Raw genomic sequence first — 26078 nt, 5'->3', positions numbered from 1 at the left:
ACCGAGCCTCTTCCGCAGATCTGAGGAGCCTCTTCTGAGGAGCCTCTTCCGCAGAGACCGCCTACAGCGTGTTCTGCAGACTGTCGGCGTACAACCGCGCACCCGCGATCTTCGGGTGGAAGGACTTCATGGACGGCGCCACATTGCCCGGCAGCCAGTTCCAGTCCCGGTTGTCCGCCTGCGAGTGGCCGGACAGGACGATGCCGTTCACGTCCTCCGGGTCACCGCAGATCGCCTTGCCGGCGAACTCGTCACGTGGGTCGGAGAAGACCGCGTTCGCGCCGTACTGGCTGTTGGCGTCGTCGACCGCGCCGTGCATCTCGGTGGCCAGCGTGTCCGCCATGCCGTTCAGCCACGGAGCTTCCTCGGTGCCGATGCCGGGGATGCAACTGCCGTCGTTCTCCAGGAGCTTCGGATAGCCCATGAGAACGATCTTCGCGTGCGGCGCCTTCAGATGGATCGCGTTGAGCGTGCCGGCCAGCCGCGGCCGGATCTGCTCGTGGAGCCACGTCGGCGCCCAGTCCTCCAGTGAGCCGGTCGACTCGCCGTTCTTCTGCCCGGTGTCCGGGTCGACGGCATCGATGGAGTTGTCGTTGCACACGGTCAGGGCCGTGATGCACTCCTGGACGATGTCGGCGAACCGGGCGTCGTTGCCGCCGACGTTCAGGGTGACCAGCGTGGTGTTCTGGTCGAGATAGCCCTGGTCGATCTGTGGCAGCTCACTGCTCTGGCCCTGGCGCAGGATGTTGTAGTGGCGGGCGCCGGAGCAGGCGATGAAGTGGTAGTCCATGTCCGAGTCGCGGTCGTCGGCCATCGCCCCGATCGACTTCGAGTAGCCGGGCAGCGTGGCCTGCCGCGACCAGGAGTACTTCGACCGGTGGCACTTGTCCTCGGTGTCCGGCTGCAGCGGGTCGTAGTAGTCGGACTCCGGGTAGTAGTCGTCGCCGCCGTTCGCCGAGGCCCCCTCACCCGAGGAGTAGGAGTCGCCCATGGCCACGACCATGTTCGTCGCCTTGCCGCTCAGCGGCTGGAAGCCGACCGAGTCCCAGGCGACGTCCTCCGTACCCTTGCCGTCCTGCGTCACGTTCGACAGGGCCACCGTGGGCGCTCCGGTGAAGTTGAAGACGCCGAGCGGCACCCACTCGTTCTTCATCACCCGCTGCGGCAGCGCGCGGTTCGGGCTGGTGGAGTCCGTGCCGCCCACCTTGTACATCGCCTGGCGGGTGTGCGCGCCGTGGTCGGGCAGGTGCACCCAGACGCGCATCCAGCCGCGGTCCGACTTGTTCAGCGTCCAGGTGCCGGTGGTCCGCAGCCGGGCCGCGTCGGTCGTCCCGCTCTTGTTGGTGTGCGAGAACCAGAAGTGGTTGCCGTAGGCCGCACCGATCTGGTGCAGGTCGATCCGGGACGAGGCGCTCCCGAAGTCCATGGCGAACGAGCCCGCGGACGACACCGTTCCGCACGATCGGGTGCTGGAACCGGCTGGGACGATCCCGTCGGCGAGATCGTCGACGATGTACGTCCCGGAGGGCAGGTTGGCCGAGCACTCCGGCGGATACGAGTTGGCGTCCGCCTGCTCGGGATAGGTGTCGTCGAACCGGTGGATCGGGTTGCCGCACTGGGCGCTGGTCGTGCAGTTCTTCCAGGTCGCGGACTTGGTGAACCAGCACTTCAGGTACAGCGGGTCCGACGTGCTCGGGTCGCCGGGCAGCAGGCAGGGGCCGCCGCCGGTGTCGTTCGTGGCATCCGTGCTGATCTTCGACGCGTCGCAGTCGTTGCTGCTGTCGCAGAACAGCGAGATCGGAGGCTTGGCCGCCGTGCGGTAGGCGTTGCTGTTCCACCACGCGGCGCGGTAACCGGCCTGGAAGTCACCGGGCGCGAACATCGCCGAGATCGGCCGGGCCGCCCAGCCGATGACCTTCTCCTCGTACGGCCAGTCCTGCGGGTGCGCGGCGTGGCTGTAGTCGTCGGCGCCGGCCGCGTCCTCCAGGAACGGCGTACGGTTCTCCTTCCACAGCGGGTTGGCCGGGTTGTTGGTCCAGCCGAGGCCCCACTTGCCGGAGTTGAGGCCCGAGTCCGACTGGAGGTGGTAGCCCGTGTTGTACGACCACAGGGCGGCGAACCAGTTCTCGATGTACTTCGGGCTGCCGTCGTTGATGACGATTCCGTCGGCGCGGGTCTGGTTCCACTTCTCGACCAGGATGTTCACGCCGTCCGCGATGTTGGCCGCGTAGTCGAGCGCGACGGCCTCCTGCTGCGTCGTCGTCAACGTGTCCTGGCCATGGCCCGGAAGCCGCATGCCGTCGGTGACCTGGGTGACGCCGTAGCCGCAGTCCGACTTGGTCCAGTCGATGGCCCACGGGTCGGTCTGCGTGCCGTCGGAGGAGTAGACGGTGCCGTAGAAGTTGCCGACCAGCGGGTTCGCCGTGACGCCCGGTACGGCGTAGCGGGTCGCCTGCCACATGTTCGACTCCTGCGCGGTGACGCCGAGCATCACCGTCGCCGGGACGTGCCAGTCCGTGCCGCTGCCGCCGCTCAGCGAATTGAGCGGGAACAGGGTCTGCGGCGCGTACGCGGCCATCCCCGTGTTCTTCCAGTTCGCCGCCCGGGTCGCGCCCTTGTTGAGCGTGCCGACGACCGCCTGGTCCACGGCCCACTCGATCTGCCGCGGAGTCGGCTGGAACGCCTGCTTCTTCGGGTCGTTGCGCGGGACCGCACATGTGCGGTCCGTGTCGACCGGCGTCGACAGGGTCGAGATCCCGCCGGCCTTGGCGGGCGCGGCCAGGGCCGGGCTCGTCGCGGTCGCCGAGCGCTGGGCGGCGGCGCTGCCGATCCGGTTGCCCGGCATGGCGTCCAGTACGGCCGTCCTGCCGGTGTCCAGGGCCTTCAGGGTGATCCTCGCGGCGCGCGCCGAGAAGGAGTCCTGCTGCGTGATCCTGGAGTCCTTGCCGTCGGCCCACGCCGTGGTCACGGCGGCGGCGCCCCGGCTGGAGATCCGCGCGTCCTTGTCGAGGCCCCCCGGGTTGCGGACCGCACCCGGCAGCGAGCCGCCGGTGCGGGCCGTGCCGGTGACGTACACCGTTCCCGCGGGCGTGCGCGTGAGGTCGAACCTGGTCAGCGAGCCCTGCGCGAGCTGCGCGGCCTTCGCCTTGCCGTTCGCCGCCCGCAGCGCCCCCGCGGTGACACGGGAGACGGCGGCCTGGTCATCGGTCGAGGACTTCTTCTTTCCGCCGGGCAGCCGGTCGATGAAGGTGACACCGCCGTCGGCGTCCGGCGCCAGCTGGAACGGTACGGCGTGGGTGCGGGCCACCGTCTTCACCGTGGAGCCGTCGATCCGCACGACCTGAGCGCCGCGCGCGGCGACGATCCTGCCGTCGACCGGCACCGCCGAGGTGACCTGGCCGGCCACCTTCGTCTTCGCGGTCTTCCCCGTGGCGGCGGCGACCGTGACCAGCCGGGTCTCGTTCGTCCTGGACGTGTTCTCGTCGGTGAACTGGGAGAACACGGTGTCGTCACCGGTGCCGCAGCCCGGCGAGAAGTAGCCGAGCGTGGCCTGGAACGGCAGCTTCCGTACGGCGCCGCTGTCCAGGTTCACGATCGCGGTGAAGGCGCCGCGGCTCATCAGCTCGGGCTTGTTGGTGAAGGTGCGTGGCGCGTACGCCACGGCGGCGTACTTGCCGGACCCGGTCACACAGGCGTTGCCGATCCAGGTGTCCGTCTCGAAACCCGGCTCGGACAGCGAGGCGGCGGTCTTCCACGCGTAGCCGTTCTTCTCGGCGGCCACCATCACATGGAAACCCGTGCCGTCACCGGACGTCGTGAACGCCCGGTCCGAGGACGACTTGTAGCTCTTGCCGAGCAGCGCGGCACGCTTCTTGGCGGGAACGGCGCTGGGCTCGGTCGCCGCCTTGTCCTTGGTGGCGGTCTTCGAGGAGGACCATCCGTTGGCCGCTCCGGGTGGGACTGCGTCTGCGTAGGCCTGCGTCGTACCGGTACCACTGGCCACCGCGATCGCGACGGCCATGGTCACCGGGACACGCGCATACCTCACTATGCTGCGTCTCAACTTCCCGTCCTTCTTCTGGAATTCACGCCCGGATCAGGGCGTGCAACCGCACCCGGGGACCGGCGCCGACAGACAGAGAAGGCAAGCCCTCAGAGGGCGGAGATGTGGGGACGCCGGCTCGATGTCACTCCTGTGGCCGGCGGGAGCATGGTGACAGCGGGCCCTCTTCTGGCGATCCCCTACAAATCCCCAGTGGAGTAAGGCTGTTGGCCGCTCCTCGCGGGCTCTTCGCACGCTCTTTCCGGCGGATATGAGTGTCCGTACTCACGTGGCCGGGCCGCCCCCTCTGCCAACCTGGCGTCATGCCTTCCCATGCGAGCCGTGAGAGCCGTAGGAGCCGTCAGAGCGCCATCCGTGCCGCCCTCTTGGCCGTGACCGCCGCCGTGTCGCTCGCCGCGTGCGGAACCCAGACGCCCGGCGCGCAGCCGTCCCGCACCCCGGCCGCCGGCTCCTCCTCGCCGCCCGCGAGCCCGCAGGCCGAGCCGGACCGGGGTGACAGCGCGCCGCACAACGCCGAGAACAACATCGGCCGCCGCCCCGGGGACATGAGCCCGGCGGACGAGGCGGCCGCCAAGGAGAAGGCGAAGAAGGTCGGGCCGGCACTGGAGAAGCTGCGCCGGCAGGGGCGCATCAGCCCCAAGGACGTGCGGCCCGTGCTGCTCTCCCTCGGGTTCCGCGCCTCGGACATGCGGGTCCAGGACCCGTGGTCGAAGTGGAACGTGGACCACGCGGAGAAGGTGCCGGGCACCGCGTACGGCATCTGGGTCGGCAAGACGGCCTGTGTCTCCGGCACGGTGAGTGCGGACAGCGTGTGGACCGAGGTCACCGGCCCCTATCCGGAAACGGCCTGCATCGCACCCCCGGTCGCTCACTGATCCCGCACACCGCGATACGCGACTGCGCGATACGGAATGGGCCCCCTGTCACACATCCGCCCTCCCGCGCGTCAGGGGGACAACGGCGCCGCGACGACGTGGCCCGGTGAGAGGGATACAGGGAGATGACGACATGACCGTTCTGATGGTGCGTTCCACCGCGAAGCCCGAGTTCGTCGGCGAGCTCGAAGAGGCCCTGAAGAAGATGTTCACCGCCATCGAGCGCGAGCGGCCCGCGGGCGTGCGCTACGCCTCGTACCGGCTGCCCGACGGAGTCACGTACGTCGCGCAGCTGGAGCTCGCGGACGGCGTCGAGAACCCGCTGCCCGCGATCGCGGAGTTCCGCGAGTTCCAGGCGGGCCTGAAGGACTGGCTGGCCGGTCCGCCGTCGGCCGAGCAGTTCGAGATCAGGGGCGCGTACGCGGCCTGAGCGGCGCACCGCGGTGCCATGCTGCACGCATGGGTGTCTCCGGCGCTGAAGGTACGGCGGGTACGACGGGTCCGGCGGGCGGTGGCGGGTACTCCGGTACCCCGCTCGCCAAGAAGATCGGCGTCAAGGCAGGACAGCGGGTGCGGCTGACGCACGCGCCGGAGGACTGGGCCATTCCCGGGCTGCCCGAGGGCTGCGACGTCTCCGCCGGAGGCCCGAAGGGGGCGGCCGTGACCGTCGCCTTCTTCCGGGCCCTCGTGGACCTGGCCGCGGAGGCATCCGGGCTGGTCCAGGACCTGTCCGACGACGCGATGCTCTGGATCGCCCGGCCCCGGCGCGCGGCCGGGCACCGGAGCGACATCACCGAGAACGATCTGCGGGAGATCTTCCTGCCGCTCGGAGTCGTCGATGTGAAGGTGGCCGCGCTGGGCGACGACTGGTCGGGGCTGAAGTTCGTACGGCGCAGGGAGAACCGGCGCGGGGAGAACCGGGCGGTTTGAGTGACTACGTCCGTACGTGCATCCGGACGTACACCGGGGCGTACGTGAGGGGGAATTCCGGTGAACGGCTAGCATCGCGGCACAGTTGTCGGCCGGGATGGGGTGGGTGTCGTGTCACAGGCGGAGGAGGGGCCGCGGATCGCCGTTGCCGTGGTGACCATGGGGAACCGGCCCACCGAGGTCGACGCGCTGCTCGCCTCCGTGGCCAAGCAGGACGTCGCCCCCGCGCGGATCGTGATCGTGGGCAACGGCTGCCCGCTGCCCGAGTTCGCCGAGCGTCTCGGACTGCCCGGGGAAGTGACCACCATCGAGGTCGACGAGAACCTCGGGTGCCCCGGCGGCCGCAATGTAGGACTCCAGCGCCTGAGTGAGTTCGGGGACGTCGATGTCGTCGTCGAGCTCGACGACGACGGGCTGCTCGTCGACGCGGATGTGCTGCGCAAGGTACGGGACCTGTACGCGGCCGATCCGCGGCTCGGCATCGTCGGCTTCCGCATCGCCGACGAGAACGGGGAGACCCAGCGCCGGCACGTGCCGCGGGTCGGGGCCAAGGACCCGATGCGCGGCGGCCCGGTCACCGGATTCCTCGGCGGCGGGCACGCCCTCTCCCTGCCCATGCTCGCGGAGATCGGCGACTGGCCCGCCGAGTTCTTCTTCGCGCACGAGGAGACCGACATGGCCTGGCGTGCCATCGACGCCGGGTGGACCGTGCTGTACGAGCCCGGGCTGCTGCTCCAGCACCCGAAGACCTCGCCCGCCCGGCACGCCATCTACTACCGGGTGACCGCCCGCAACCGGGTCTGGCTCACCCGCCGCCGGCTGCCGCTCCCGCTGATCCCCGTGCACCTGGGGATCTGGATGCTGCTCACGCTGGCACGGACCCGGTCCGCCGGCGGGCTGAAGGCCTGGTTCGGCGGGTTCGCGGAGGGGCTGCGGCAGTCCGGCGGGGAACGGCGGCCGATGCGCTGGCGGACGGTGTGGCGGCTCACCCGGCTCGGCCGGCCGCCCGTCATCTGAGGCCCGCGAGACCCGTCACCCGAGCGGTCTCGCTCAGGCCCGCGGCGTCTGGAAGACAGACGGAGGCCCCGGTCGCTCACCTCCGACGACCGGGGCCTCTCGCGTCCCCGGATCCGGCCGCGGCGGCGACACTCCCCCGAGTTACGCGTTGTACGCGCGCACCGTCGGGCCAGATCCGATGAAGTGATCACATCAGGCCACGCCAACGGATCGCTAACATGTGGCCAACGGATCCATCGGGGGCCGTGAGTCGGTCGGCGGGATGTCGCCGTAAGAAGGCGCGAAGTCGCCGGGGCGTGGCCTGAGCGGCCGCGCGGGAAGGCAGTGGGGCGGCGTGATGCGGGACGGGCTGCGGTTCGGGCTGCTGGGGCCGCCGGTCCTGTACGGCGCCGACGGCGAGTTCCGGCCGATCGGCAGCGGGAAGATGCGCGCCCTGTTGGCGGCGCTGCTCCTGGAACCGGGCCGGGTCGTCTCGGTCGACGTACTCAAGGACGCGCTGTGGGGCGGGGCACCACCGGCGTCCGCACAGGCCTCCCTGCAGAACCATGTGACGCGGCTGCGGCGCCTCCTCGACGATCCGGAGCGGCTGCGCGCCGTCCCGCCGGGATACGTCCTGCGGGTCGGCGAGGGCGAGTTGGACGTCCGCGTCTTCGAGGACCACGCCACGGCCGCGCGCGCCGCACACGCCGGGCGGGACTGGGAACGGGCGCTGCGCGAGTCCACGGCGGCGCTCGCGCTGTGGCGCGGCACCCCGCTCAGCGGCCTGCCGCCCGAGACCGGCGGACACGCCTTCGTCCAGCGCCTGGAGGAGGCCCGGCTGCTGGTCCTGGAATGGCGGTACGAAGCCGAGCTGCGGCTCGCTCCCACGGCTGCCCGACTCGACCGGCTGGCCCCCGAGCTGGCCGCGCTCACCGCCGAACACCCGCTCCGCGAGGCCTTCCACCGGCTCCTGATGCTCGTGCTGCACCGCACCGGGCGGCAGGCCGAAGCCCTCGCCGTCCACCGCGACCTGCGGGCCCGCCTGGTGGAGGAGCTCGGCGTCGAACCGGGGCCCGCGGTGCGCGAGGCCCATCTGGAGATCCTCCGGGAGCATCGCGGTCCCGAGGGGGCACCGGAGGCCACCGACTCAGGACGGAGCGAGCCGCAGACCACGGCCGTCCCGGCGGATGCGGGCGGCCCGCCGCGCCCCGCCCAGCTCCCGCCGCCCCCCGCGTACTTCACCGGCCGCGCCGACATCCGCGAGGAACTGCGGCTGGCCCTCGACCCGGAGCGCCGGACCACCGGACCCGGCGCCGCGGGCGCGGCCGAGGGGATGCCCTGTGTCGCCGTGCTCAGCGGCATGGCCGGCGTCGGCAAGAGCGCGCTCGCACTGCATGCGGCACACGGGCTGCGGGACCGTTTCCCCGACGGCCAGTTGTACGTCAACCTGCACGGCGCCACGCCCGGTATGACCCCGCTCACCTCCGGCCAGGCGCTCGCCGCGCTGCTCCGCGACCTCGGCGCCGAGCCGCGCCGGATCCCCGAACACCCGGACGCGAAGGCCGCGTTGCTCCGCTCGATGCTCGCGCCCACCCGCACCCTGATGGTGCTCGACGACGCCGTACACGCCGCGCAGGTGCGGCCGCTGCTGCCGGCGGGCGCGGGCTGCGCGGTGATCGTGACGAGCCGGTCCCCGCTCACCGCGCTGGACGGCGCACACCGCTTCCCGCTCGCGCCGCTGTCGGACGAGGACAGCGCGACACTGCTCCGCGCGGTCTCCGGCCGCCGGGACGGCCTCGACGGCGGCCACGCCCTCGTCGAACTCACCGGCGGACTCCCGCTCGCCCTCCGCGTCGTCGCGGCCCGCCTCGCCGCCCGCCGCGCGCTCACACCGGACGTGCTCGCCGGTCAACTGGCCGCCACAGAAGGCCGGTTGCACCACCTGGAATACGACGACCTGAGCGTCCGCCGGTCCCTGGCCGTCGCGCACGACGCGCTGCGCGCCTCGGAGCGCGAGGCCGACCGGGACGCAGCGCTCGCCCTGTGCCGTATCGGCGCCCTCGACCTCCCCGCGTACGGGGCGCCCCTCCTCGCCCGCCTCTCCGGCATCGACCCGCGCCGCGCCGAGGCCGCCCTCGACCGCCTCGTCGACGTCGCCCTCCTGGAGGAGACGGCGTACGGCCGCTACGCACCCCACGACCTGGTGCGGGACTTCGCCCGGGAGATCGCGGGGGCGACGGGGGCGACGGAGGCAATGGGGGAGCCGGAGAGCGCCGCGACGACGGTCGACGGGTTCGCCGGCCCGGGAACGCCTGACCCCGGCGCCCACGACGCGGCCGTCGCCGAGCTCGCCCTGCGCTGGTACGCCGGTGTCGCCGCCCGCTCCCTCGAAGCCATCCTCGAACCCGGGCTCGACCGCGAGGACCGCAGCCGCCCGACCGCCTCCCAACCGCCCCCGCACACGGTGGACGTCGCGGCGACGCCACCGTTCTGCACCTCGCAGGAGGCCTTCGCCTGGGGCGACCTGGAGCTGGAGAACGTGGTGGCGCTGGTGGAGCGCTACGCGGAGACCTCCCCGTACGTCCCCGTCCTGGTGCGCCTGCTCAACCCGTACGTCCAACGCAGTGGCCGCGTCGCCGAGGTGGAGATCCTCCAGCGGGCCGCGCTCGCAGCGGCGCGCGGGCTCGGCGACGAGGCCGCCGAGGCATACGCGCTCGGAGACCTCGCGGGGCTGCACTTCATGACGGGCCGCGCGGGCGAGGCCCTCGCCCTGAACGACGAGGCACTGGCGATCTGGCGCCGCCTCGGCGTCCTGTCCTGGGTGCGACGGGGCCTGAACAACCGCGGCATGCTCCTCGAAGGGCTCGGCCGCTACGCCGAGTCCAGCGAGGCCCTGCTCCAAAGCCTCGAATTCTCCCGCGAGCTGGGCGACCCGCACATGGAGGCCATCACCTACAGCCACCTCGGCAACCTGTACGAGCACACCGACCCCCGGGCCGCCATCGACCACCACAAGCGCAGCCTGGCGATCGGCGACGCGATGGGGGACGTCATCCTCCGGCACTCCGCACACTGCAACATCGGCTACGCCCACCTCACCCTCGGCGAACCGGCCGCCGCCGTACCGCACTTCGAGGAGAGCCTGCGCATCCTCGGCGGCCACGGCGACTGGCACGGCGAGTCGCAGACCCGGCTCGGGCTGGTGCGCGCCCTGCGCGGGGTGGGGCACTGGGAACGGGCGAGCAGCGAGTGCGACCTGCTGCTGTGCCGCGCCGACCGCCGGGCCGACCGGTACACCGGAGGACTGGCCCGCCACCAGCGGGGGCTGCTCCTGCGCCTGCGCGGTGATACCGAAGCGGCGTACGAGCAGTGGAAGTCGGCGCTGGAGGCGCTGGAGGAGACGGACAGCCCGGTGGTGGGGGAGCTGCGGAAGCTCTTGGCGGAGTAGGTACGAGGAACAGCGGGGAAAGGTATGGCAGTTGCGGCAGTTGCCACAGCGGCCCGGCCCGGACCGGCTGCTCACTTGGCGTCGGCGTAGCACTCCACCACAGCCGTCGTGAACGGAAACCGGACGGGTGTCTCCCCGAAGGTGAGGCGCCCCGCGAGGTCGGCGGCCTCGCGGATCGCGGTCACCACGGCGTCCGCCTCCTCCACCGGACAGTGCACGATCACCTCGTCGTGCTGGAAGAAGACCAGCTCGGCGGTGAGGTCCGTGCAGGTGCGCCGGAGCGCGGCGAGCACCAGCAGCATCCAGTCGGCGGCGCTGCCCTGCACGACGAAGTTGCGCGCGAACCGGCCGCGGGCACGGGAGTTGGAGGAGGCGTAGCCGGGAACCCACCCTTGATCGGCGCCGGTCTCGGCGGCGTCGCCCTCGGGGCGTTCCTGGGGGAGACCCGCCTCCTCCCCGCTGTCCGCCCCCGCCACCCCCACCGCCGGAGGACAGGTCCGCCCCAGCCAGGTCCGCACGAGCCGTCCTTCCTCGCCCGCGCGCGCGGCGTCGTCGACGTACGCCACGGCCTTGGGAAAGCGCCGGCGCAGCAGGGCCAGGTTCTTCAGCCCGTCACCGGACGTCTGCCCGTACACCGCTCCCAGCACCGCGATCTTGGCCTGTGCCCGGTCACCGGCGAACGCCCGGTCGGAGACCGACTGGTACAGGTCGGTCGCACGCCCCGCGACCTCCATCAGCCCGGGATCGCGGGAGATGGCCGCCAGGACCCGGGGCTCCATCTGATCGGCGTCGGCCACGACGAGCCGCCACCCGGGATCGGCGACGACGGCACGCCGGATCACCTTGGGGATCTGGAGGGCGCCCCCGCCGTTGGTCACCCACCGCCCCGTGACCGTCCCACCAGCCAGGTACTCAGGCCTGAACCGCCCGTCGCGCACCCAGTCCTGAAGCCAGGACCAGCCATGAGCGACCCAGATCCGGTACAGCTTCTTGTACTCGACGAGCGGCTTCACGGCAGGATGGTCGATCGACTCGATCTCCCACCGCCGGGTGGACTTGACCCTGATCCCGGCCTGCGCGAAGGCCTTGACGACATCGGCGGGCAGATCGGGTCTGACCCGTCTCCCGAAAGCGGCCGACACCTCATCCGCCAGCTCGGCGAGACGCCGGGGCTCGCCCCCGCCCGCGTACCGCTCCCCGAGCAGCTCGTGCAGCACGTCCCGGTGCACGTCCGCGCTCCACGGCAGCCCTGCCTCGTTCATCTCGGCGGCCACCAGCATCCCCGCCGACTCGGCGGCCGTCAGCAGCCGCATCCGCTCCGGATGCGCGGTGGCGTCATGCCGGCGCTGCTGGTCGGCGTACACCTCCAGGAGATCGCCCAAGGGCAGGTGGACCGGACGCGGCTCAAAAAGCGAGGACTGCGAACCGGGCTCGGCGGAACGCTGCGGCGGATCAGCCGGTACGGGGCCGCCGCGCAGCCTCGCCAGCGCGGCGGCCGCCGACCGGGGCTCGCCGAGCCGCCCCTCGTGCCCGAGCAGCAGGGTCTCGGCGGCCTCCATGTCGTAACACCGCTCGACTCGCACCCCCGCTGCGAGCAGCCGCGGATACACGTCGGCCGTGGACCGCCAGACCCACCGGCTCACCTCCGGCCGCGACCGCACGGCCTCCGCGAGATCCGGCTCCCTGCGCACCGGCCCCGCGGGCAGTCCGCCGGCACCGAGGACGGCGACCTCCGCACCACCGTCCTCGGCCGCCGCGAGAGCCCACCGCCCGGTCATGCTTCCGAGTCTCGCACCAGGGTCTGACAATGGCTTTCGCCCCCGCCGCCCCTACCCGTCCCATCCTCAGGGGCTCTGCCCCTTCGACCCCGTTCGGTTGTGTTTTGACTGCGGACCGGTGGGGGCTGGTCGCGCAGTTCCCCGCGCCCCTTAAAAGCATTAAAAGCACCCGGGACGACGGCGCACCCGCACCCGGCGACGCACAGAAGGGGCCGTGTCGGTACGTCCAGCCCGTCGCATACGGGGTTATGGCCAAGTTCATGCTGTGGCAGCAAGCAGTAATGCCCACCGGCGACGGGCTGGACGTACCGGCACGGCCCCGACCCACAACGCCACCGCCGCCGCCGACGCACAGCAGGCAACCACCAGACACGCCCCCACGCACCCCCCAACCAGCCCCCACGGCACCACAACCCCCACCGGCGCCGACAACCGCCCCAACGCCGCCGCCACCCCCAAGAGGTTCACCCCCGCCACCGCACCCCCGAGGACCGCCCCCACCCAGACCCCCACCACAGCCTCACCCACGACCACCCGCACCACCTGTCCCCCCGTAGCCCCCGCCAACCGCAGCGACCGCAACTCCTCCCCCCGCACCGAGCCGGCCATCAGCAGCGTCGCCGCGAGCGAAATCCCCGCGTAGACAAGGGCGATGCCCAGAACCACCAGCAGCCCCAGCCGTGTCTGCGGCCCGGTGCGCGGGTGCGTCGCGGCCAGCCACGCCGACGTGGACCGCACCGTCCCCCCGGAGGACCGCAGCGCCGCCACCACGGCCGCCCGGTCCACCCCCCGCCCCACGCGCACATCGAGCCGGTCGACCACGGCCCCGGCCGCGTTCGCCGAGGTCACGTACGCGCCGTTGTCACCCGTCCCCCGCGCCAGCACCGCCACGATCCGCAGCCGCGCCGCCCGCCCGTCCCCGAGCCAGACACGCACCCAGGAGCCCACCTCGTGCCGCTTCCACTCCTCGTTCACCACGATCGAACGGTCATCGAGATCCCGTACGTCCCCCGCCACCACCGGCAGCCGCGCCACCGACGCGAACGCCGCCACATCACTCACCGCCCGCGCGTCCGACCGCACCAGAGCGGTCCCCTCCTCCCGTACGAACACGGCAGTGGACGCGGACCCGGAAACCGTCGCCCCGGCCACCCGTACCTCCCGCACCCCCCTCACACCCCCACCGGTGACAACGAATTGAGCCCGCGTCCGCTCCCGCGCCTCCGTGGCCTTCGCCTCCGTCATGGTCGCCGCCGCCCCCAGCAGCGACCCGGCCAGCGCGACCGTCACCAGGACGGGAGCCGCCACGGCAGCCGTACGCCGCAGCGAAGCGCCCGCGTTCTCACGGATCAGCAACCCCACGGCACCGGGCAGCCGGCCGAGGGGCAGCAGCCGTACGACGGGACGGACCAGCACGGGAGCGAGCACCGCCACCGCCGTGACGAGCACCATCGGCTGCGGCGCGTACGTCTTCCGCTTCAGCAGCGCGGCAGGGTCCGTCCCCAGCAGCCACCCCAGCAGCCCGAGCCCGCAGACCAGCAGCCCGTACCCGACGACGCGCCGCGACCACGGCATCACCCCCGTATCGACGGACGCCTCCCGCAACGCCTCCACGGGCCCGACCCGCCCGGCCCGCCGCGCCGCCGCCCACGCACCCCCGAGGGCCACCAACACCCCGGTACAGAAGGCGACTTGGCAAGGCCAGTCCACCGATCCCCGCAGCGCGAACCAAGGCGGCGCCACCCCGCCGTCCACCAGTGCTCGCACCAGCCGAGGCGCTCCCCGCGCCCCCAGCGCGCACCCCACCGCCGACGCGGCGAACCCCACCGCGACGGCCTCCCCGAGCACCATCCGCCGCACCTGCCCGGGCGTCGCCCCGGCCATTCGCAACAGCCCGAACTCCCGCCGCCGCAAGGCCACGACGAACGCGAACGTCGACGCCGTCACAAAGACCGAGACGAACGCCGTCACCCCCGCCGCCGTGCCCAGCAGGGCGTCGACCCCGACCAGCGCCTCGGCGTCCCGCGCGGCGGACGGGTCGGCCTGGTGACGGTCGTCGCCGGTCAGCACGCGACCGCGGTCGCCGACCACTCGGCGTACGGCCGAGGCGGGTGCGTCGACACCGACGGCATCCCGGGCCGCGCCGTCCATCCGGACGGTGCCCAACTCCCGCAGCTCGCGGACCAATTCACTGTCCACAGGGTGTGGATGAGCCAGCGGCTTCGATACGAGCGCGGTCCCCGCCCCCCGCCGCACCTCCACCGTGAGCGTGTCCCGGCCCATCACCACGACGGGCGAGGACGCGAACCGCGCCGGCGGGCGCGCGGGCGGATCGAGCGCGGCGGCGAGGCCGAGCCCCATCGCCGTCATCACCGCGACCCCGAGCGCGACGGCGACGAAGGAGCCGAGAAGGGACGCCCAGCGTGTACGCAACGAGGAAAGGCTCAGCACGTCACACGCTCCAGCCCCGCCATCCGCGCCGCGACCGCCTCCGCCGAGGGTCCCGCCAACTCCCCGCTCACCCGCCCGTCGACCAGAAACACCACCCGGTCCGCATACGAGGCCGCCACCGGGTCATGCGTGACCATGACCGTCGTCTGCCCCTCCCGGTCCACCAACTCCCGCAGCAGCGAGAGCACTTCACGACTGGTCGTGGTGTCCAGCGCCCCCGTCGGCTCGTCACCGAACAGCACCGCGGGACGCGTGATCAGCGCCCGCGCGAGAGCGACCCGCTGCTGCTGCCCGCCCGACAGCTGCGACGGCCGGTGCCCGGCACGGTCGCCGAGCCCCACCCGGTCCAGCGCCTCGCGCACGGCCCCGCGCGCGGGCCGCCGCCGGGCCAGCCGCAGCGGCAGGGCGACGTTCTGCGCGGCGGTCAGGGACGGCAGCAGATTGAAGGACTGGAACACGAAACCGATCCGCTCCCGTCGCAGCAGCGTCAGCCGGCGTGCGCTCAGCCCGGCCAGCTCGACCCCGTCGACGGCGACCGTCCCGGAAGTCGGCCGGTCCAGCCCGGCCGCGCACTGCAACAGGGTCGACTTCCCCGACCCCGACGGCCCCATCACGGCGGTGAAGCTCCCGGCGGCGAGATCGAGATCGACCCCGTCCAGCGCGGCTACGGCGCCGTAATCACGGCGCAGAGATCGCATACGTACGGCAGTAGTGGTCATGCCCTCCAGCGAACCGTCCCGGACGCCCGCGCACACGACCACCAGAGGGCGTCCCGGGGGTGGGGCAGGCCATACCCACCCCCATCCCCGTGGCGATGTCGGTGCCCCGTGGCACGATCGAGGCATGAGCAGCAGTACGTCCAGCACCGGCACCGTGGAACGCGCCTTCGAGACCGCCCTCTACGCGGACTCCGACGCGGCCCTCGACACGGGCGCCTCGCTGCTCGCCGCCGACCCCGCCTCCGACGCCGAACTCACCCGGCGCGGCGAGGAGTTCGTCGCCGGGGCCTGGCGGCGCGGCTGGCAGCCGGCCGACGTCGTACGGATCGTGCGCCGCGAGCTGGACGACGTACACGTACAGCTGGTGTCAGCACTGATCCTCAGCGAGAGCGAGAGCGAGAGCGAGAGCGAGAGCGAGAACCGGAGCCGGAGCCGGAGCGGGAGAGGGGACCACCGGCAGCCCCGAGGCCCCCGCTGGGCCGCCCAGCTCGAAGAACTGGAGGCCGAGCCCCGGGCACCCCGCACCGACCGCTTCTCGTACGCCACCGCCGTCCTGGAGCTCTACCGCCTGCTCCTGCGCCTCCCCGCCATCGAACCCCTGGACATACCCCGGACGGGCCCGGCCACGGCCGCTCCCCAGGACACCCGCATGCTCACCCGTATCCGCGCCCTGCTCGCGAAGGCCGAGGCGACCGGGTTTCCGGAGGAGGCGGAGGCGCTGAGTGCCAAGGCGCAGGAGCTGATGGCGCGGCACAGCATCGACGAGGCGCTGCTGGCGGCGCGTACACACGCGAAGGACGCGCCCGGCGCCTGCCGCATCGGTGTCGAGCCGCCGTACGAGACGGCCAAGGCGGTGCTCCTGGACGCGGTGGCCGGGGCGAACCGCTGCAAGGCCGTGTGGAACGACGCTCTCTGCTTCTCGACCGTCGTCGGCTTCGAACCCGATCTGGAGGCGGTCGAGCTCCTCTACACCTCACTTCTCGTGCAGGCCACGGCGGCGATGACGAAGGCGGAGGCCGCCCAGCGGGCGGGCGGCCGGAAGCGTACGAAGACCTTCCGGCAGTCCTTCCTCGCCGCGTACGCGCACCGGATCGGCGACCGCCTCGCGTCCGCCGCCGAAGGCCAGGTGACGGCCACGGAGGGGGAGTTGCTGCCGGTCCTCGCGGCCCGCGACGTGGCGGTCGCGGACCACATGGACCGTATGTTCCCGGAGACGGTGACCACCCGGCTGCGCGGGGTCACCGACGCGGCCGGATGGCACGAGGGCGCCGCGGCGGCGGACCGGGCACAGGTCAAGGGCCGGCGCCCGATCCCGTGACGGGACCGCCCGTGGGGCTCAGTCGCCCGCGTGCTGGAACGGGCTCACCGACGCGTTCGGATCGCCCGCTCCGCTCTTCCCCACGACCGGGCCGTACGACCACGGGAAGTTCTGCGTGGCGGTGGCACCGGGCAGGCTGATCTTCACCGTCTTCGCGTCGAGGCTCTTCGCGTCGCCTGCCGCGCCCCGTACGTAGGTGATGGTGAAGGACGCGGTGTCGTTCTTGGACAGGCTCAGCTTCTCCGGCGTCGCGGACGTCTCCATGCCCACAGTCGCGGAGACGTTGCCTGCGTACAGGTCGATGCCGGGAAAGCCCTTCAGGGTGCACTTGGCGCCCCGGTTGGTGAGCGTGACGGGGACGTTGCCGGTGTCCCCGGCGGCCGGGGCGGCGTTGGCGGGGCCGACCTGGAAGCCGATCTGGTCGATCGCGCAGGCCGCGGAGTCCGTGGAGTCCGTGGCTCCGGTGGAGGCCTTGGAGGACGACTTGGTGTCACCACCGGCGCCGTCGTCGCACGCGGTCAGGGCGAGGGCGGCGAGGAGGGCGGTGGCAGCGAGAGGGAGGGCGCGCATGGGGATCCTCTGAGGGTCGTGACGATGCTCATGGATCATCACGCACCCGAGCGGCCCCAGGTTGCGCGCCCCCCTGTCCAACGCTCGGTCAGGAGCCCAGGCTCGCCGTCGGCAGCCCCGTGGGCAGCGTCCCGCCGTCGGACTTCGTGTAGATCTCCTGCCCGAAGCCTTCCCACTTCACCCGCATGGACGTGGAGTTGACGCTGGAGACCATGCCGGAGGCGCGGTCCTTGTTCCCGTCCGTGCAGGTCAGGTGGATCATCTGCATGCCCGCCTCCTTGCCGGCAGTACCGCTGCACACGGAGCCCCCCGTGGCGAAGAGCGCGGCCTGCTTGCCGGTGATCACCAGTGCCACGGCCTTGCCGTCCGTGGTGGCCAGCCAGCTGCCCTCCAGCTTGCCCTTGGCGGTGGAGGTGTCGCCCGTGGCGGCCGACTCCGTCGCGGACACGCTCGCACTGGGGCTCGTGGACTTGTCGCCGGACCCGCCGTCGTCGCTGCTGCAACCGGTCAGCGCGAGCGCGGCCGCCAGACCCGCGGCCGCGACCGCGATACGCGCCTGCTTGCGCGGGAAGGTCGCCGAAGTCACTGAAGCCCCCAAGGGTGGGTGATGATGCCGGAGTCGCCCGAGTCACCGGAGTGGCCGGAGCGACCGCAGCAAGCTACCAGGAGGACTTGCGGACCCCGGGGAGGAATCCGGCGTGCGCTTGCTCACGCAGATTCACCCGGGAGAGGCCGAAGGTCCGCAGATAACCGCGCGGACGGCCGTCCACACTGTCCCGGTTGCGTACGCGGGTGGCGCTGGCGTCACGCGGCTGCCTGCGCAGTTCCTGCTGTGCGGCGAGCCGTGCGGCATCGCTCGACGACGGCCGCCGGACGATCTCCTTCAGCTCGGCCCGCCGGACGGCGTACCGCGCGACGGTCTCCTGGCGCTTCTCGTTCTTCGCGATCTTGCTCTTCTTCGCCATCAGACCTTCACTCCTCGGGCGCGGATCCGCGCCACGGCCGCCTCGACCCCGATCGCGTCGACCGTCTTGATGCCCTTCGCGCTCAGCCGCAGCCGTACGAAGCGGCCCTCGCCCGGCAGCCAGTAGCGCTTGTGCTGGATGTTCGGGTCGAAGCGGCGGGACGTGCGGCGGTGGGAGTGGGAGATCTGGTTGCCGAAGCCCGGCCGGGCGCCGGTCAGCATGCAGTGCGCGGACAAGGGTGACGCACCTCTCTCGTCGATGTATTGGAAATGGGATTCATTTTCAGTAACATACCAGCCATGGCACGCAACGAACTCCGTCCCGTCATCAAGCTCCGGTCCACGGCCGGGACCGGCTTCACGTACGTCACCCGGAAGAACCGCCGGAACGACCCGGACCGGATGACCCTGCGCAAGTACGACCCGGTCACGGGCCGCCACGTCGACTTCCGAGAGGAGCGCTGACCGCCATGCGCGAGGGAATCCACCCGGCGTACGGCCCGGTCGTCTTCCGGGACCGCGCCGCGAACCACGCCTTCCTCACCCGCTCGACCATGACCAGTGAGAAGACGGTCGAGTGGGAGGACGGCACCACCTATCCGGTGGTCGACGTCGAGATCTCGAACGTCAGCCACCCCTTCTACACGGGCAACGCGCGCGTCCTGGACACGGCCGGGCGTGTGGAGCGCTTCGAGCGCCGTTACGGAAAGCGGAGCTGAGCGTGCCCGAGCTCTCCGTCGCGATCGTCGGCGGACTGCACGCCGATGCCCGCAGGGCGGCCGTCCAGCATCTGCTGACGGCCGTCCCGGGCAGCGTCGCGCTCCACCACGACCTGGCGACCGCCGCGGCGGGCACGGTCGTCCGTACGATCCGTGACCGCACCGGCGTCCTCTCCACCGGCGAGGCGCCCCTGGTCAACGACTGCGCGTGCTGCGCCCTGCGCGAGGACCTGGTGCCCGAGCTGGAGCGGCTCGCGGACGCCGGCCTCGCGCGGCTGGCCGTGGTCGAGCTGTGGGAGTCCGTGGAGCCCAAGGCCATGGCGGAGGTCGTGGCGGCGAGCGGCCTGCGGCTCACCGGTGTGATCACGGCCGTCGACCCGGCGCTGCTGCTCCCGTACCTCGGCAACGGCGACGACCTCGCCGACGGCGGCCTCGCCACGGCCGCCACCGACCGGCGCACGGTGGCCGACACCTTCGCCCGCCAGCTGGAGTACGCCCCCGTCCTCGCCGTGGCCGACTCGGAGGAGGCCGACGACGAGGACCGGGCACTGCTGGCGCAGTTGCACCCGACCGCCCGCCAAGTGCCCCTCCACTACGGGGGCTTGGCGCGCTCCCCGCTGGCCGAGGCCGCGCTCGCCGGGTTCGACGTCGAGGCGGCGGCCGCGGCCCAGCATCCGGCCTGCGCGCTGCTCCCGGCCGACGCCGACGCGCACGGTGTCGCCACCCTCGTATGGCACCGCCGTCGCCCCTTCCACCCCGAGCGGCTGTACACGGCCCTGGAGGACCTGACCTGCGCGGCCGCGCGCAGCCGGGGGCGGTTCTGGCTCGCCGACCGGCCCGACACGCTGCTGCACTGGGACGCCGCCGGGGGAGCGCTGTGCGTGGAGAACGCGGGCCCGTGGCTCGCCTCGCTGCCGGACGCGGCGTGGGACATGGTCCCGCCGGTACGCCGGGCCGCCGCCGCGCTCGACTGGCACCCGGAGCACGGCGACTGCTGCCAGCACCTGGTGTTCACCTCCCCCGGCCTCGACCGCGACGGACTCGAACTCCTCCTGGAGTCCTGCCTGTTGACCGACACCGAGTACGCCGCCGGACGCGCCGCCTGGAAACGGCTACCGCCCGCCTTCGACACCCTCCTGGAGGCGTGAACCGCCCGATGCCCCGCAAAACGGACCGCAAGCCCGCCAAGTCCCGCCCCAACCCCCTGGACCGCGACGGGATCACGTACATCGACTACAAAGACACCGACCTGCTGCGCAGGTTCATCTCCGACCGCGGCAAGATCCGCAGCCGCCGCGTCACCCGCGTGACGGCACAGCAGCAGCGGACGCTGGCCCGCGCGATCAAGAACGCCCGGGAGATGGCACTGCTGCCGTACTCGTCCCGGTAGGCCCGACCGGGCGCACATAGGTAGGAGATTCCCTACGGTTGACCCGTAGGGAATCTCCTACCTATTGTCGTATCCATGGAACCCATGAACATCACCCACGCCTCCTTCGTCACCCTCCCGGTCGCCGACCAGGGCCGCGCCCTGCGCTTCTACACGGACGTACTCGGCTTCGAGGTCACCGCGGACCGGGACATGCCTCCCGGGCGGTGGCTGCAGGTCGCGCCCAAGGGGGCGCAGACCGTCTTCACGCTCTCGGGTCCGGGGATGGGCGGTTTCGTGCCCGGCGAGACCCGGGGGATCATGTTGGTCACGACTGATGTCGACGCCGACTGCGCGCGGCTCGCCGCCGCGGGCGTCGCGGTGGAGGGTCCCGACGACCTCCCCTGGGGCCGTATGGCCTCGTTCCGCGACCCGGACGGCAACGGTCTGATGCTGATCACGGAGAAGGAAGGCTTCTGATCGCGCCATGACGACCATCGGGGCCCATGAGGACCGCCTCTTCGCCGCGCTCGCCAACGCCACCCGCCGAGAGGTGCTGCGGCTGCTGCGCGACGACGGGCCCCAGCCCGTCCAGGCGCTCGCCGACCACTTCGACATGCGCCGCCCGAGTCTCTCGGAACACCTCAAGGTGCTCCGGGAGGCCGGGCTGGTGTCGGAGGAGCGCGCGGGACGGCAGCGGATCTACCGCCTGGAGGCCGCGCCGCTCGCCGACGTGCAGGACTGGCTCCACCCGTACGAGCGGTTCTGGCGTGACAGGTTCAAGGGCCTCGGCGATCTTCTGGACCGCATGCCCGACGATGACGAGACATGAGCTCCGTTCCGCAGTCCGAGCCGGTGGATGATCTGACCACCATCCGCGTCGACCAGTTCCTCCCGCACCCGCCCGCCAAGGTCTGGCGCGCCCTCACCGAGCCCGAGCTGCTCGTGCAGTGGCAGATGCAGGGGTCGGAGGACTTCCGGCTCGAAGTCGGCCACCAGTACACGCTGACATCCGTCCCGCGCCCCAACTCGAAGTTCTCCGGCACCGTTGACGTGCGCGTTCTCGCGTACGAGCCGGAGCGGATGCTGCGCGTCCGGTGGGCGGACGCGGATCCCGCCAATCCCACGGATTGGACCATTACTTGGACACTGGAACAGGAAGGCCGCGGTACGCGTCTGTTCCTAGTACACGAGGGATTCGATCCGGACGATCCCGCACAGATGATGGCGCGGAAGATCATGGACGGGGGCTGGAGGTCGCATGTGATGCGAGCTCTGGGGAATGCGCTGGATCGGCTGTAGTCCTTTTGCGGTCCGTCGAGCAGCAAACCGTAGTCAAGTGAGCGACAGCCGGTAGTCAAGCGCCGGTAAAAGCTGTAACCGCAGGACCACCCCGCGTGCACGTGCATCTGCCCATGCATCTGCACATGAACAGAGCTATGATCCGGGTCAGTTGACCACTGCATCTATGGCCACTTCAGCCACTGCACGACCGGGGAGCAACCTGTGGACCACGACGTGTACGACGTGGATGACGTGTACAACGGCATGGCTGACGACGTGTACAACGGCATGGCCGCGACCGAGCTGGACGGGGTGGCCTGGCAGAAGAGCCGGCACAGCAACTCGCAGGGATCCTGCGTGGAGTTCGCGCGGCTGCCCGGCGGTGACGTGGCCGTGCGGAACTCGCGGTTCCCCGAAGGGCCCGCGCTCGTCTACACACGTGCCGAGATCGAAGCGATGCTCCTGGGCATCAAGGACGGCGAGTTCGATCACCTGATCATGGGCTGATGCCGGGTCCCTGAGGGTGCAACCCAGCGCGACGGCCGTTCAACCCTGTGTAACGCGCGTAGAACCGCGGCGCCAAAAGGCGCCGCGGTTCGTTATTCGGCGGGGATCGCCGCCGGCCCCGGCTGTGGCAGCCGGAACAGCGCCCACACGACCTTGCCGCTGAGGGTGCCCGCGAGCGGGTGCCAGCCCCAGCTGTCGGCGAACGAGTCGACCAGGAACAGGCCGCGGCCCGACTCCGCCGAGAAGTCGTCCGAGTCGCCCGCGACCGGGCTGTCGTGACTGGGGTCGCGCACCGCGCACACCAGACGTGAGGTCCACCGCATCAAGTGCAGCCGCACGGGCGGCCCTTGGTCGTCCGGGCGGGGCGTGTCCGAGGGCAGTGCGTGCCGCAGCGCGTTGGTGACGAGCTCGGAGACCACCAGACAGACGTCGTCGAAGCGGTCGCCGATGTCCCACTGGTCCAGCGTTCTGCGGGTGAACTGCCGTGCTTCGCGCACCGCTTCATAGCGGGCGGGCAAGGCGCAGGAAGCGGCGTTGGACACGGCCGCGGGGTCGAGCGGCGGAAGTCCCTGCCGTAAGGGCTCGAGCATGGTCGATCCATTCGTCCCCATGCGAGGCACTCCCGGGTGTTCGCGGTCGTTGCGATGCAGCGGTGGCGCGAGGACCATGGTTCCGAATGCGTACAGCAGATGCAAGGGCAGATGCACGTGCACGCGCCCGAATTGGACCTTCCTCTACCGCTTCTTGCTCATTTCTTCTGTCACCTTCTTCCCTCCTGTTGCCCCTCTCCTGATCTTTTTCTGTGTGACTCCTTTGGCTACTTTCCGTTTCCGTAATCGAACGAGTACTGCTTGAAGTGTTTTAGTGGCAGACTTCGGCCCTTGAAGACGGTTGGGGAGGCGGACGAACGTGAGCGCTGGTGAGTCGAGCGGCTCGGTGGTGCGGCGCATGCTGCTGGGGTCACATCTCCGGCGCCTGCGGGAAGCGCGCGGCATCACGCGGGAAGCGGCCGGTTACTCGATCCGTGCCTCCGAATCGAAGATCAGCCGCATGGAGTTGGGACGGGTGAGCTTCAAGACGCGCGACGTCGAGGACCTGTTGACGTTGTACGGCATCAACGACGAGGCGGAGCGCACCTCGCTGGTCTCCCTCGCCAAGGAGGCCAATGTCGCCGGCTGGTGGCACAGCTACTCCGACGTCCTGCCCAGCTGGTTCCCCACCTACGTCGGCCTCGAAGGCGCGGCCCATCTGATCCGCTCGTACGAAGTGCAGTTCGTGCACGGCCTGTTGCAGACCGAGGCGTACGCGCACGCCGTCGTCGAACGCGGGATGAAGGGTGCGAGCGCCGCCGACATCGACCGGCGCGTCGCGCTGCGCCTGGAGCGCCAGAAGTACCTCGTCTCCGAGAAGGCCCCGGAGTTCCACATCGTCCTCGACGAGGCCGCGCTGCGCCGCCCGTACGGCGACCGCGAGGTGATGCGCGGACAGCTCCAGCATCTGATCGACATCTCGGAGCGCCCCAACGTACGACTTCAGGTCATGCCGTTCAGCTTCGGCGGGCACTCCGGCGAGAGCGGTTCCTTCACCATCCTGAGCTTCCCGGAGTCCGACCTGTCGGACGTCGTCTATCTGGAACAGCTCACCAGCGCGCTCTATTTGGACAAGCGCGAGGACGTCACCCAGTACGAGAGCGCGCTCAAGCAGCTGCAACAGGACAGCCCCGGCCCGTCGGAGAGCCGCGATCTGCTCCGGGGGCTGCTCCAGCTCTCCTGAGAATCCGCTGAGACTCCGCGACGAGTCTTCCCGGACTCCGCAGAGGTGTTCTCCAACTCCCTTGAAACACAAGTACGATGACGCGTGATCAGACCGTGATCGGATGTCTGCTTCGGCAGCGCAGGGATTGAGGGATTGAGGGATCACATGTCGTCCTACTTCACCGACCTGGCCCAGCAGTACATCGATGGCGAGTGGCGTCCAGGCACCGGATCCTGGGACATCATCGACTTCAACCCGTACGACGGCGAGAAGCTGGCGTCGATCACCATAGCCACGACGGACGAGGTCGATCAGGCGTACCGCGCGGCCGAGCGCGCCCAGAAGGCATGGGGCGCGACCAACGCGTACGCCCGTCGCGCGGTCTTCGAGAAGGCCCTGCGCATCATCGAGGAGCGCGAGGCCGAGATATCCGAGGTGATCATCGCCGAGCTCGGCGGCACCCACCTCAAGGCGGGCTTCGAGCTGCACCTCGCCAAGGAGTTCCTGCGCGAGTCGATCCAGCTGGCGCTGCGCCCCGAAGGCAAGATCATCCCCTCGCCGATCGACGGCAAGGAGAACCGCGTCTACCGCGTCCCGGTGGGCGTCGTCGGCGTCATCAGCCCGTTCAACTTCCCCTTCCTCCTCTCGCTGAAGTCGGTCGCCCCGGCGCTGGCGCTCGGCAACGGCGTGGTCCTCAAGCCGCACCAGAACACCCCGATCGTCGGCGGCTCCCTGGTCGCGAAGATCTTCGAGGACGCGGGCCTGCCCGGCGGTCTCCTCAACGTCGTCATCACCGACATCGCCGAGATCGGCGACGCCTTCATCGAGCACCCGGTCCCGAAGGTCATCTCCTTCACCGGCTCGGACAAGGTCGGCCGTCATGTGGCCACCGTCTGCGCCTCGCACTTCAAGAGCGCGATCCTCGAACTGGGCGGCAACAGCGCGCTGGTGGTCCTGGACGACGCGGACATCGACTACGCGGTCGACGCGGCGGTCTTCAGCCGGTACGTCCACCAGGGCCAGGTCTGCATGGCCGCGAACCGCGTCCTCGTGGACCGCGCGATCGAGGCCGAGTTCACCGAGAAGTTCGTCGCCAAGGTCAAAACCCTGAAGGTCGGCGACCCGGCCGACCCCCAGACGATCATCGGCCCGGTCATCAACTCCTCGCAGGCGGACGCGATTTCGGGCACCGTCGACCAGGCGATCGCGGAGGGCGCCACCGCCCTCGTACACGGCACGACGACCGACAACCTCGTCGAGCCCTCCGTCCTGACGGGCGTCCCCGCCGGCTCGGCCCTCCTCCAGCAGGAGATCTTCGGCCCGGTCGTCTTCCTCGTCCCCTTCGACGGCGAGGAGGAGGCGGTCCGCCTCGTCAACGACACCCCGTACGGCCTCTCCGGCGCCGTCCACACCGGCGACATCGAGCGCGGCGTGAACTTCGCCAAGCAGATCGACACCGGCATGTTCCACGTCAACGACGGCACCGTGCACGACGAGCCGCTCGTCCCCTTCGGCGGCGAGAAGCACTCCGGCATCGGCCGCCTGAACGGCGAGACGACCGTCGACGCGTTCACCACCCTGAAGTGGATCTCGGTGCAGCACGGGCGGAGCTTCTTCCCGTTCTGAGCCCCGGTTGAGTGACAGGTGAAATCGCCGGGCCCTTGCGGACAGAAGCTGACCGCAAGGGCCCGTAGCTTCGTCGGTGTCGGGCAGAAGGTGCCCGGCAGGCGGACCCGACGAAAGGCGGCCGGTCATGGTGACTCACGTTGCGGCGGAGGCTCACGGCGACGAGCGGGGAGCACTGCTCTCGTTCCTGGAGGCGGAGCGGGGCGGTATCCGCCGGGCGCTGCTCGGGCTTACCGAGGAGCAGGCGGCAGCGCGCCCCAGTGCGAGCGAGCTGTCGCTGTCCGGGCTGCTCAAGCATGTCGCCGAGACCGAGCAGGGCTGGATCGCCCGCGCCAAGGGCGAGTCGCCGGCCGTCAAGCGGGACGAGTCGAACTGGCACGAGTGTTTCGTCCTCGCCGACGGCGAGACGGTCGAGTCGCAGCTCGCGTACTGGGAGAAGGTCGCCGCCGAGACGGAGGCCTTCATCCGCTCGGCGCCCAGCCTCGACGAGAGCTTCGCGCTCCCGAACGACCCCTGGTTCCCGCCGGAGGGCCGGGTCTCGATCCGCTGGGTGGCGCTCCACCTGATCCGCGAGACGGCGCGGCACGCGGGCCACGCCGACATCATCCGCGAGTCCCTGGACGGCGCGACCGCCTTCGAGCTGGTGGCCAAGGAGCAGGGCGAGCAGGGCACGTCCTGGTCCTGACCCCGGGCGCCCTAACCTGGG

At 71.1% G+C, this 26078-nt stretch carries 26 protein-coding genes; 17 read left to right on the top strand and 9 right to left on the bottom strand.

What is annotated here, in order from left to right; all coding sequences use genetic code 11:
• Nucleotides 1–61: 61 nt before the first annotated feature.
• Nucleotides 62–4063, bottom strand: coding sequence for an SGNH/GDSL hydrolase family protein (locus OIC96_RS21020; protein WP_330306366.1), 4002 nt, complete (start codon nt 4061–4063; stop codon nt 62–64).
• 371 nt (nt 4064–4434) lie between these two features.
• Between OIC96_RS21020 and OIC96_RS21015 the strand changes: the two genes are divergently transcribed.
• From OIC96_RS21015 to OIC96_RS20995, 5 genes are all read left to right on the top strand, one after another.
• On the top strand, nt 4435–4938 hold the full coding sequence (locus OIC96_RS21015; protein WP_330462130.1) for a hypothetical protein: 504 nt from the start codon (nt 4435–4437) through the stop codon (nt 4936–4938).
• Between the two features lie 133 nt (nt 4939–5071).
• Nucleotides 5072–5368 (top strand): hypothetical protein, encoded by a 297-nt coding sequence (locus OIC96_RS21010; protein ID WP_330306368.1) that lies wholly within the window; start codon nt 5072–5074, stop codon nt 5366–5368.
• 29 nt (nt 5369–5397) lie between these two features.
• Nucleotides 5398–5868 carry a DUF3052 domain-containing protein gene (locus OIC96_RS21005; protein ID WP_330306369.1) on the top strand — a complete coding sequence of 157 codons (471 nt, stop codon included), beginning with the start codon at nt 5398–5400 and terminating at the stop codon, nt 5866–5868.
• A gap of 102 nt (nt 5869–5970) precedes the next feature.
• Nucleotides 5971–6885 (top strand): glycosyltransferase family 2 protein, encoded by a 915-nt coding sequence (locus OIC96_RS21000; RefSeq protein WP_330306370.1) that lies wholly within the window; start codon nt 5971–5973, stop codon nt 6883–6885.
• Between the two features lie 337 nt (nt 6886–7222).
• Entirely contained in the window at nt 7223–10312 is a 3090-nt protein-coding gene (locus OIC96_RS20995; RefSeq protein ID WP_330306371.1) for an AfsR/SARP family transcriptional regulator, read from the top strand.
• A 71-nt stretch (nt 10313–10383) separates the two neighbouring features.
• Here the strand turns inward: OIC96_RS20995 and OIC96_RS20990 are convergent, their stop codons facing one another.
• From OIC96_RS20990 to OIC96_RS20980, 3 genes are all read right to left on the bottom strand, one after another.
• The gene (locus tag OIC96_RS20990) at nt 10384–12090 is read right to left on the bottom strand and encodes a bifunctional 3'-5' exonuclease/DNA polymerase (protein ID WP_330306372.1); all 1707 of its coding nucleotides are present in this window, start codon (nt 12088–12090) and stop codon (nt 10384–10386) included.
• A 258-nt stretch (nt 12091–12348) separates the two neighbouring features.
• On the bottom strand, nt 12349–14523 hold the full coding sequence (locus OIC96_RS20985; protein WP_406501888.1) for an FtsX-like permease family protein: 2175 nt from the start codon (nt 14521–14523) through the stop codon (nt 12349–12351).
• An 11-nt stretch (nt 14524–14534) separates the two neighbouring features.
• Nucleotides 14535–15260: an ABC transporter ATP-binding protein gene (locus tag OIC96_RS20980; RefSeq protein ID WP_330306374.1), complete on the bottom strand. Its 726-nt coding sequence runs from the start codon at nt 15258–15260 to the stop codon at nt 14535–14537.
• A 124-nt stretch (nt 15261–15384) separates the two neighbouring features.
• On the opposite strand from OIC96_RS20980, the gene OIC96_RS20975 reads away from it, so the two are divergent.
• Entirely contained in the window at nt 15385–16578 is a 1194-nt protein-coding gene (locus OIC96_RS20975) for a DUF2786 domain-containing protein (RefSeq protein ID WP_330306375.1), read from the top strand.
• A gap of 18 nt (nt 16579–16596) precedes the next feature.
• Here the strand turns inward: OIC96_RS20975 and OIC96_RS20970 are convergent, their stop codons facing one another.
• The 4 genes from OIC96_RS20970 to rpmB all read right to left on the bottom strand — a co-directional run bounded on the left by OIC96_RS20970 (nt 16597) and on the right by rpmB (nt 18349).
• Entirely contained in the window at nt 16597–17148 is a 552-nt protein-coding gene (locus OIC96_RS20970) for a DUF4232 domain-containing protein (RefSeq protein ID WP_330306376.1), read from the bottom strand.
• A gap of 88 nt (nt 17149–17236) precedes the next feature.
• Nucleotides 17237–17734, bottom strand: a complete 498-nt coding sequence (locus OIC96_RS20965; protein ID WP_330306377.1) for a hypothetical protein — start codon at nt 17732–17734, stop codon at nt 17237–17239.
• A gap of 73 nt (nt 17735–17807) precedes the next feature.
• Nucleotides 17808–18113, bottom strand: a complete 306-nt coding sequence (rpsN, locus tag OIC96_RS20960; protein ID WP_330306378.1) for a 30S ribosomal protein S14 — start codon at nt 18111–18113, stop codon at nt 17808–17810.
• The gene (gene rpmB / locus OIC96_RS20955; RefSeq protein WP_330306379.1) at nt 18113–18349 is read right to left on the bottom strand and encodes a 50S ribosomal protein L28; all 237 of its coding nucleotides are present in this window, start codon (nt 18347–18349) and stop codon (nt 18113–18115) included. The genes rpsN and rpmB overlap by 1 nt, the downstream gene beginning before the upstream one ends.
• A 63-nt stretch (nt 18350–18412) precedes the next feature.
• Here rpmB and rpmG point away from each other — a divergent pair, with 63 nt between their 5' ends.
• From rpmG to OIC96_RS20915, 8 genes are all read left to right on the top strand, one after another.
• Nucleotides 18413–18577, top strand: coding sequence for a 50S ribosomal protein L33 (gene rpmG, locus OIC96_RS20950; RefSeq protein ID WP_330306380.1), 165 nt, complete (start codon nt 18413–18415; stop codon nt 18575–18577).
• A 5-nt stretch (nt 18578–18582) separates the two neighbouring features.
• On the top strand, nt 18583–18831 hold the full coding sequence (locus OIC96_RS20945; RefSeq protein ID WP_330306381.1) for a type B 50S ribosomal protein L31: 249 nt from the start codon (nt 18583–18585) through the stop codon (nt 18829–18831).
• 2 nt (nt 18832–18833) lie between these two features.
• Nucleotides 18834–19979 (top strand): CobW family GTP-binding protein, encoded by a 1146-nt coding sequence (locus OIC96_RS20940; RefSeq protein WP_330306382.1) that lies wholly within the window; start codon nt 18834–18836, stop codon nt 19977–19979.
• Between the two features lie 8 nt (nt 19980–19987).
• Nucleotides 19988–20221 carry a 30S ribosomal protein S18 gene (gene rpsR / locus OIC96_RS20935; protein ID WP_330306383.1) on the top strand — a complete coding sequence of 78 codons (234 nt, stop codon included), beginning with the start codon at nt 19988–19990 and terminating at the stop codon, nt 20219–20221.
• A gap of 84 nt (nt 20222–20305) precedes the next feature.
• Nucleotides 20306–20680 carry a VOC family protein gene (locus OIC96_RS20930; RefSeq protein WP_330310224.1) on the top strand — a complete coding sequence of 125 codons (375 nt, stop codon included), beginning with the start codon at nt 20306–20308 and terminating at the stop codon, nt 20678–20680.
• Nucleotides 20681–20687: 7 nt separating this feature from the next.
• Nucleotides 20688–21032, top strand: a complete 345-nt coding sequence (locus OIC96_RS20925; RefSeq protein WP_327430585.1) for an ArsR/SmtB family transcription factor — start codon at nt 20688–20690, stop codon at nt 21030–21032.
• Nucleotides 21029–21502 carry an SRPBCC family protein gene (locus OIC96_RS20920; RefSeq protein WP_330306384.1) on the top strand — a complete coding sequence of 158 codons (474 nt, stop codon included), beginning with the start codon at nt 21029–21031 and terminating at the stop codon, nt 21500–21502. Before OIC96_RS20925 ends, OIC96_RS20920 begins: the two co-directional genes overlap by 4 nt.
• Before the next feature lie 204 nt (nt 21503–21706).
• Complete coding sequence (locus OIC96_RS20915) at nt 21707–21991, top strand: DUF397 domain-containing protein (RefSeq protein ID WP_330306385.1); 285 nt, start codon at nt 21707–21709, stop codon at nt 21989–21991.
• 92 nt (nt 21992–22083) lie between these two features.
• On the opposite strand, the gene OIC96_RS20910 is transcribed toward OIC96_RS20915, so the two are convergent.
• Complete coding sequence (locus tag OIC96_RS20910; protein WP_330306386.1) at nt 22084–22602, bottom strand: ATP-binding protein; 519 nt, start codon at nt 22600–22602, stop codon at nt 22084–22086.
• Nucleotides 22603–22939: 337 nt separating this feature from the next.
• Between OIC96_RS20910 and OIC96_RS20905 the strand changes: the two genes are divergently transcribed.
• The 3 genes from OIC96_RS20905 (at nt 22940) to OIC96_RS20895 (ending at nt 26057) form a co-directional block, all read left to right on the top strand.
• Nucleotides 22940–23764, top strand: a complete 825-nt coding sequence (locus OIC96_RS20905; RefSeq protein ID WP_330310225.1) for a helix-turn-helix domain-containing protein — start codon at nt 22940–22942, stop codon at nt 23762–23764.
• Nucleotides 23765–23911: 147 nt separating this feature from the next.
• The gene (locus OIC96_RS20900; protein WP_330306387.1) at nt 23912–25372 is read left to right on the top strand and encodes an aldehyde dehydrogenase family protein; all 1461 of its coding nucleotides are present in this window, start codon (nt 23912–23914) and stop codon (nt 25370–25372) included.
• 127 nt (nt 25373–25499) lie between these two features.
• On the top strand, nt 25500–26057 hold the full coding sequence (locus tag OIC96_RS20895; protein WP_330306388.1) for a DinB family protein: 558 nt from the start codon (nt 25500–25502) through the stop codon (nt 26055–26057).
• Nucleotides 26058–26078: the final 21 nt, after the last annotated feature.

Origin of the sequence: Streptomyces sp. NBC_00775 (assembly GCF_036347135.1) — a bacterium.
Taxonomy (GTDB): Bacteria; Actinomycetota; Actinomycetes; order Streptomycetales; family Streptomycetaceae; genus Streptomyces; species Streptomyces lutosisoli.
Note: the sequence above shows the minus strand (reverse complement) of the source record. Positions and strands in the feature narration are given on the sequence as shown.

Bases quoted from the DNA above. Each gene is read 5' to 3' on its own strand.
- OIC96_RS20990 (WP_330306372.1), bottom strand. From the start codon at position 12,090: ATGACCGGGCGGTGGGCTCTCGCGGCGGCCGAGGACGGTGGTGCGGAG.
- OIC96_RS20945 (WP_330306381.1), top strand. From the start codon at position 18,583: ATGCGCGAGGGAATCCACCCGGCGTACGGCCCGGTCGTCTTCCGGGAC.
- OIC96_RS20995 (WP_330306371.1), top strand. From the start codon at position 7,223: ATGCGGGACGGGCTGCGGTTCGGGCTGCTGGGGCCGCCGGTCCTGTAC.
- OIC96_RS20905 (WP_330310225.1), top strand. From the start codon at position 22,940: ATGCTGCTGGGGTCACATCTCCGGCGCCTGCGGGAAGCGCGCGGCATC.
- OIC96_RS20895 (WP_330306388.1), top strand. From the start codon at position 25,500: ATGGTGACTCACGTTGCGGCGGAGGCTCACGGCGACGAGCGGGGAGCA.
- OIC96_RS20980 (WP_330306374.1), bottom strand. From the start codon at position 15,260: ATGACCACTACTGCCGTACGTATGCGATCTCTGCGCCGTGATTACGGC.
- OIC96_RS20925 (WP_327430585.1), top strand. From the start codon at position 20,688: ATGACGACCATCGGGGCCCATGAGGACCGCCTCTTCGCCGCGCTCGCC.
- OIC96_RS20930 (WP_330310224.1), top strand. From the start codon at position 20,306: ATGAACATCACCCACGCCTCCTTCGTCACCCTCCCGGTCGCCGACCAG.
- rpsR (WP_330306383.1), top strand. From the start codon at position 19,988: ATGCCCCGCAAAACGGACCGCAAGCCCGCCAAGTCCCGCCCCAACCCC.
- OIC96_RS20920 (WP_330306384.1), top strand. From the start codon at position 21,029: ATGAGCTCCGTTCCGCAGTCCGAGCCGGTGGATGATCTGACCACCATC.
- rpmG (WP_330306380.1), top strand. From the start codon at position 18,413: ATGGCACGCAACGAACTCCGTCCCGTCATCAAGCTCCGGTCCACGGCC.
- OIC96_RS21010 (WP_330306368.1), top strand. From the start codon at position 5,072: ATGACCGTTCTGATGGTGCGTTCCACCGCGAAGCCCGAGTTCGTCGGC.
- OIC96_RS20975 (WP_330306375.1), top strand. From the start codon at position 15,385: ATGAGCAGCAGTACGTCCAGCACCGGCACCGTGGAACGCGCCTTCGAG.
- OIC96_RS20910 (WP_330306386.1), bottom strand. From the start codon at position 22,602: ATGGGGACGAATGGATCGACCATGCTCGAGCCCTTACGGCAGGGACTT.
- rpsN (WP_330306378.1), bottom strand. From the start codon at position 18,113: ATGGCGAAGAAGAGCAAGATCGCGAAGAACGAGAAGCGCCAGGAGACC.
- OIC96_RS20900 (WP_330306387.1), top strand. From the start codon at position 23,912: ATGTCGTCCTACTTCACCGACCTGGCCCAGCAGTACATCGATGGCGAG.
- OIC96_RS21005 (WP_330306369.1), top strand. From the start codon at position 5,398: ATGGGTGTCTCCGGCGCTGAAGGTACGGCGGGTACGACGGGTCCGGCG.
- OIC96_RS20970 (WP_330306376.1), bottom strand. From the start codon at position 17,148: ATGCGCGCCCTCCCTCTCGCTGCCACCGCCCTCCTCGCCGCCCTCGCC.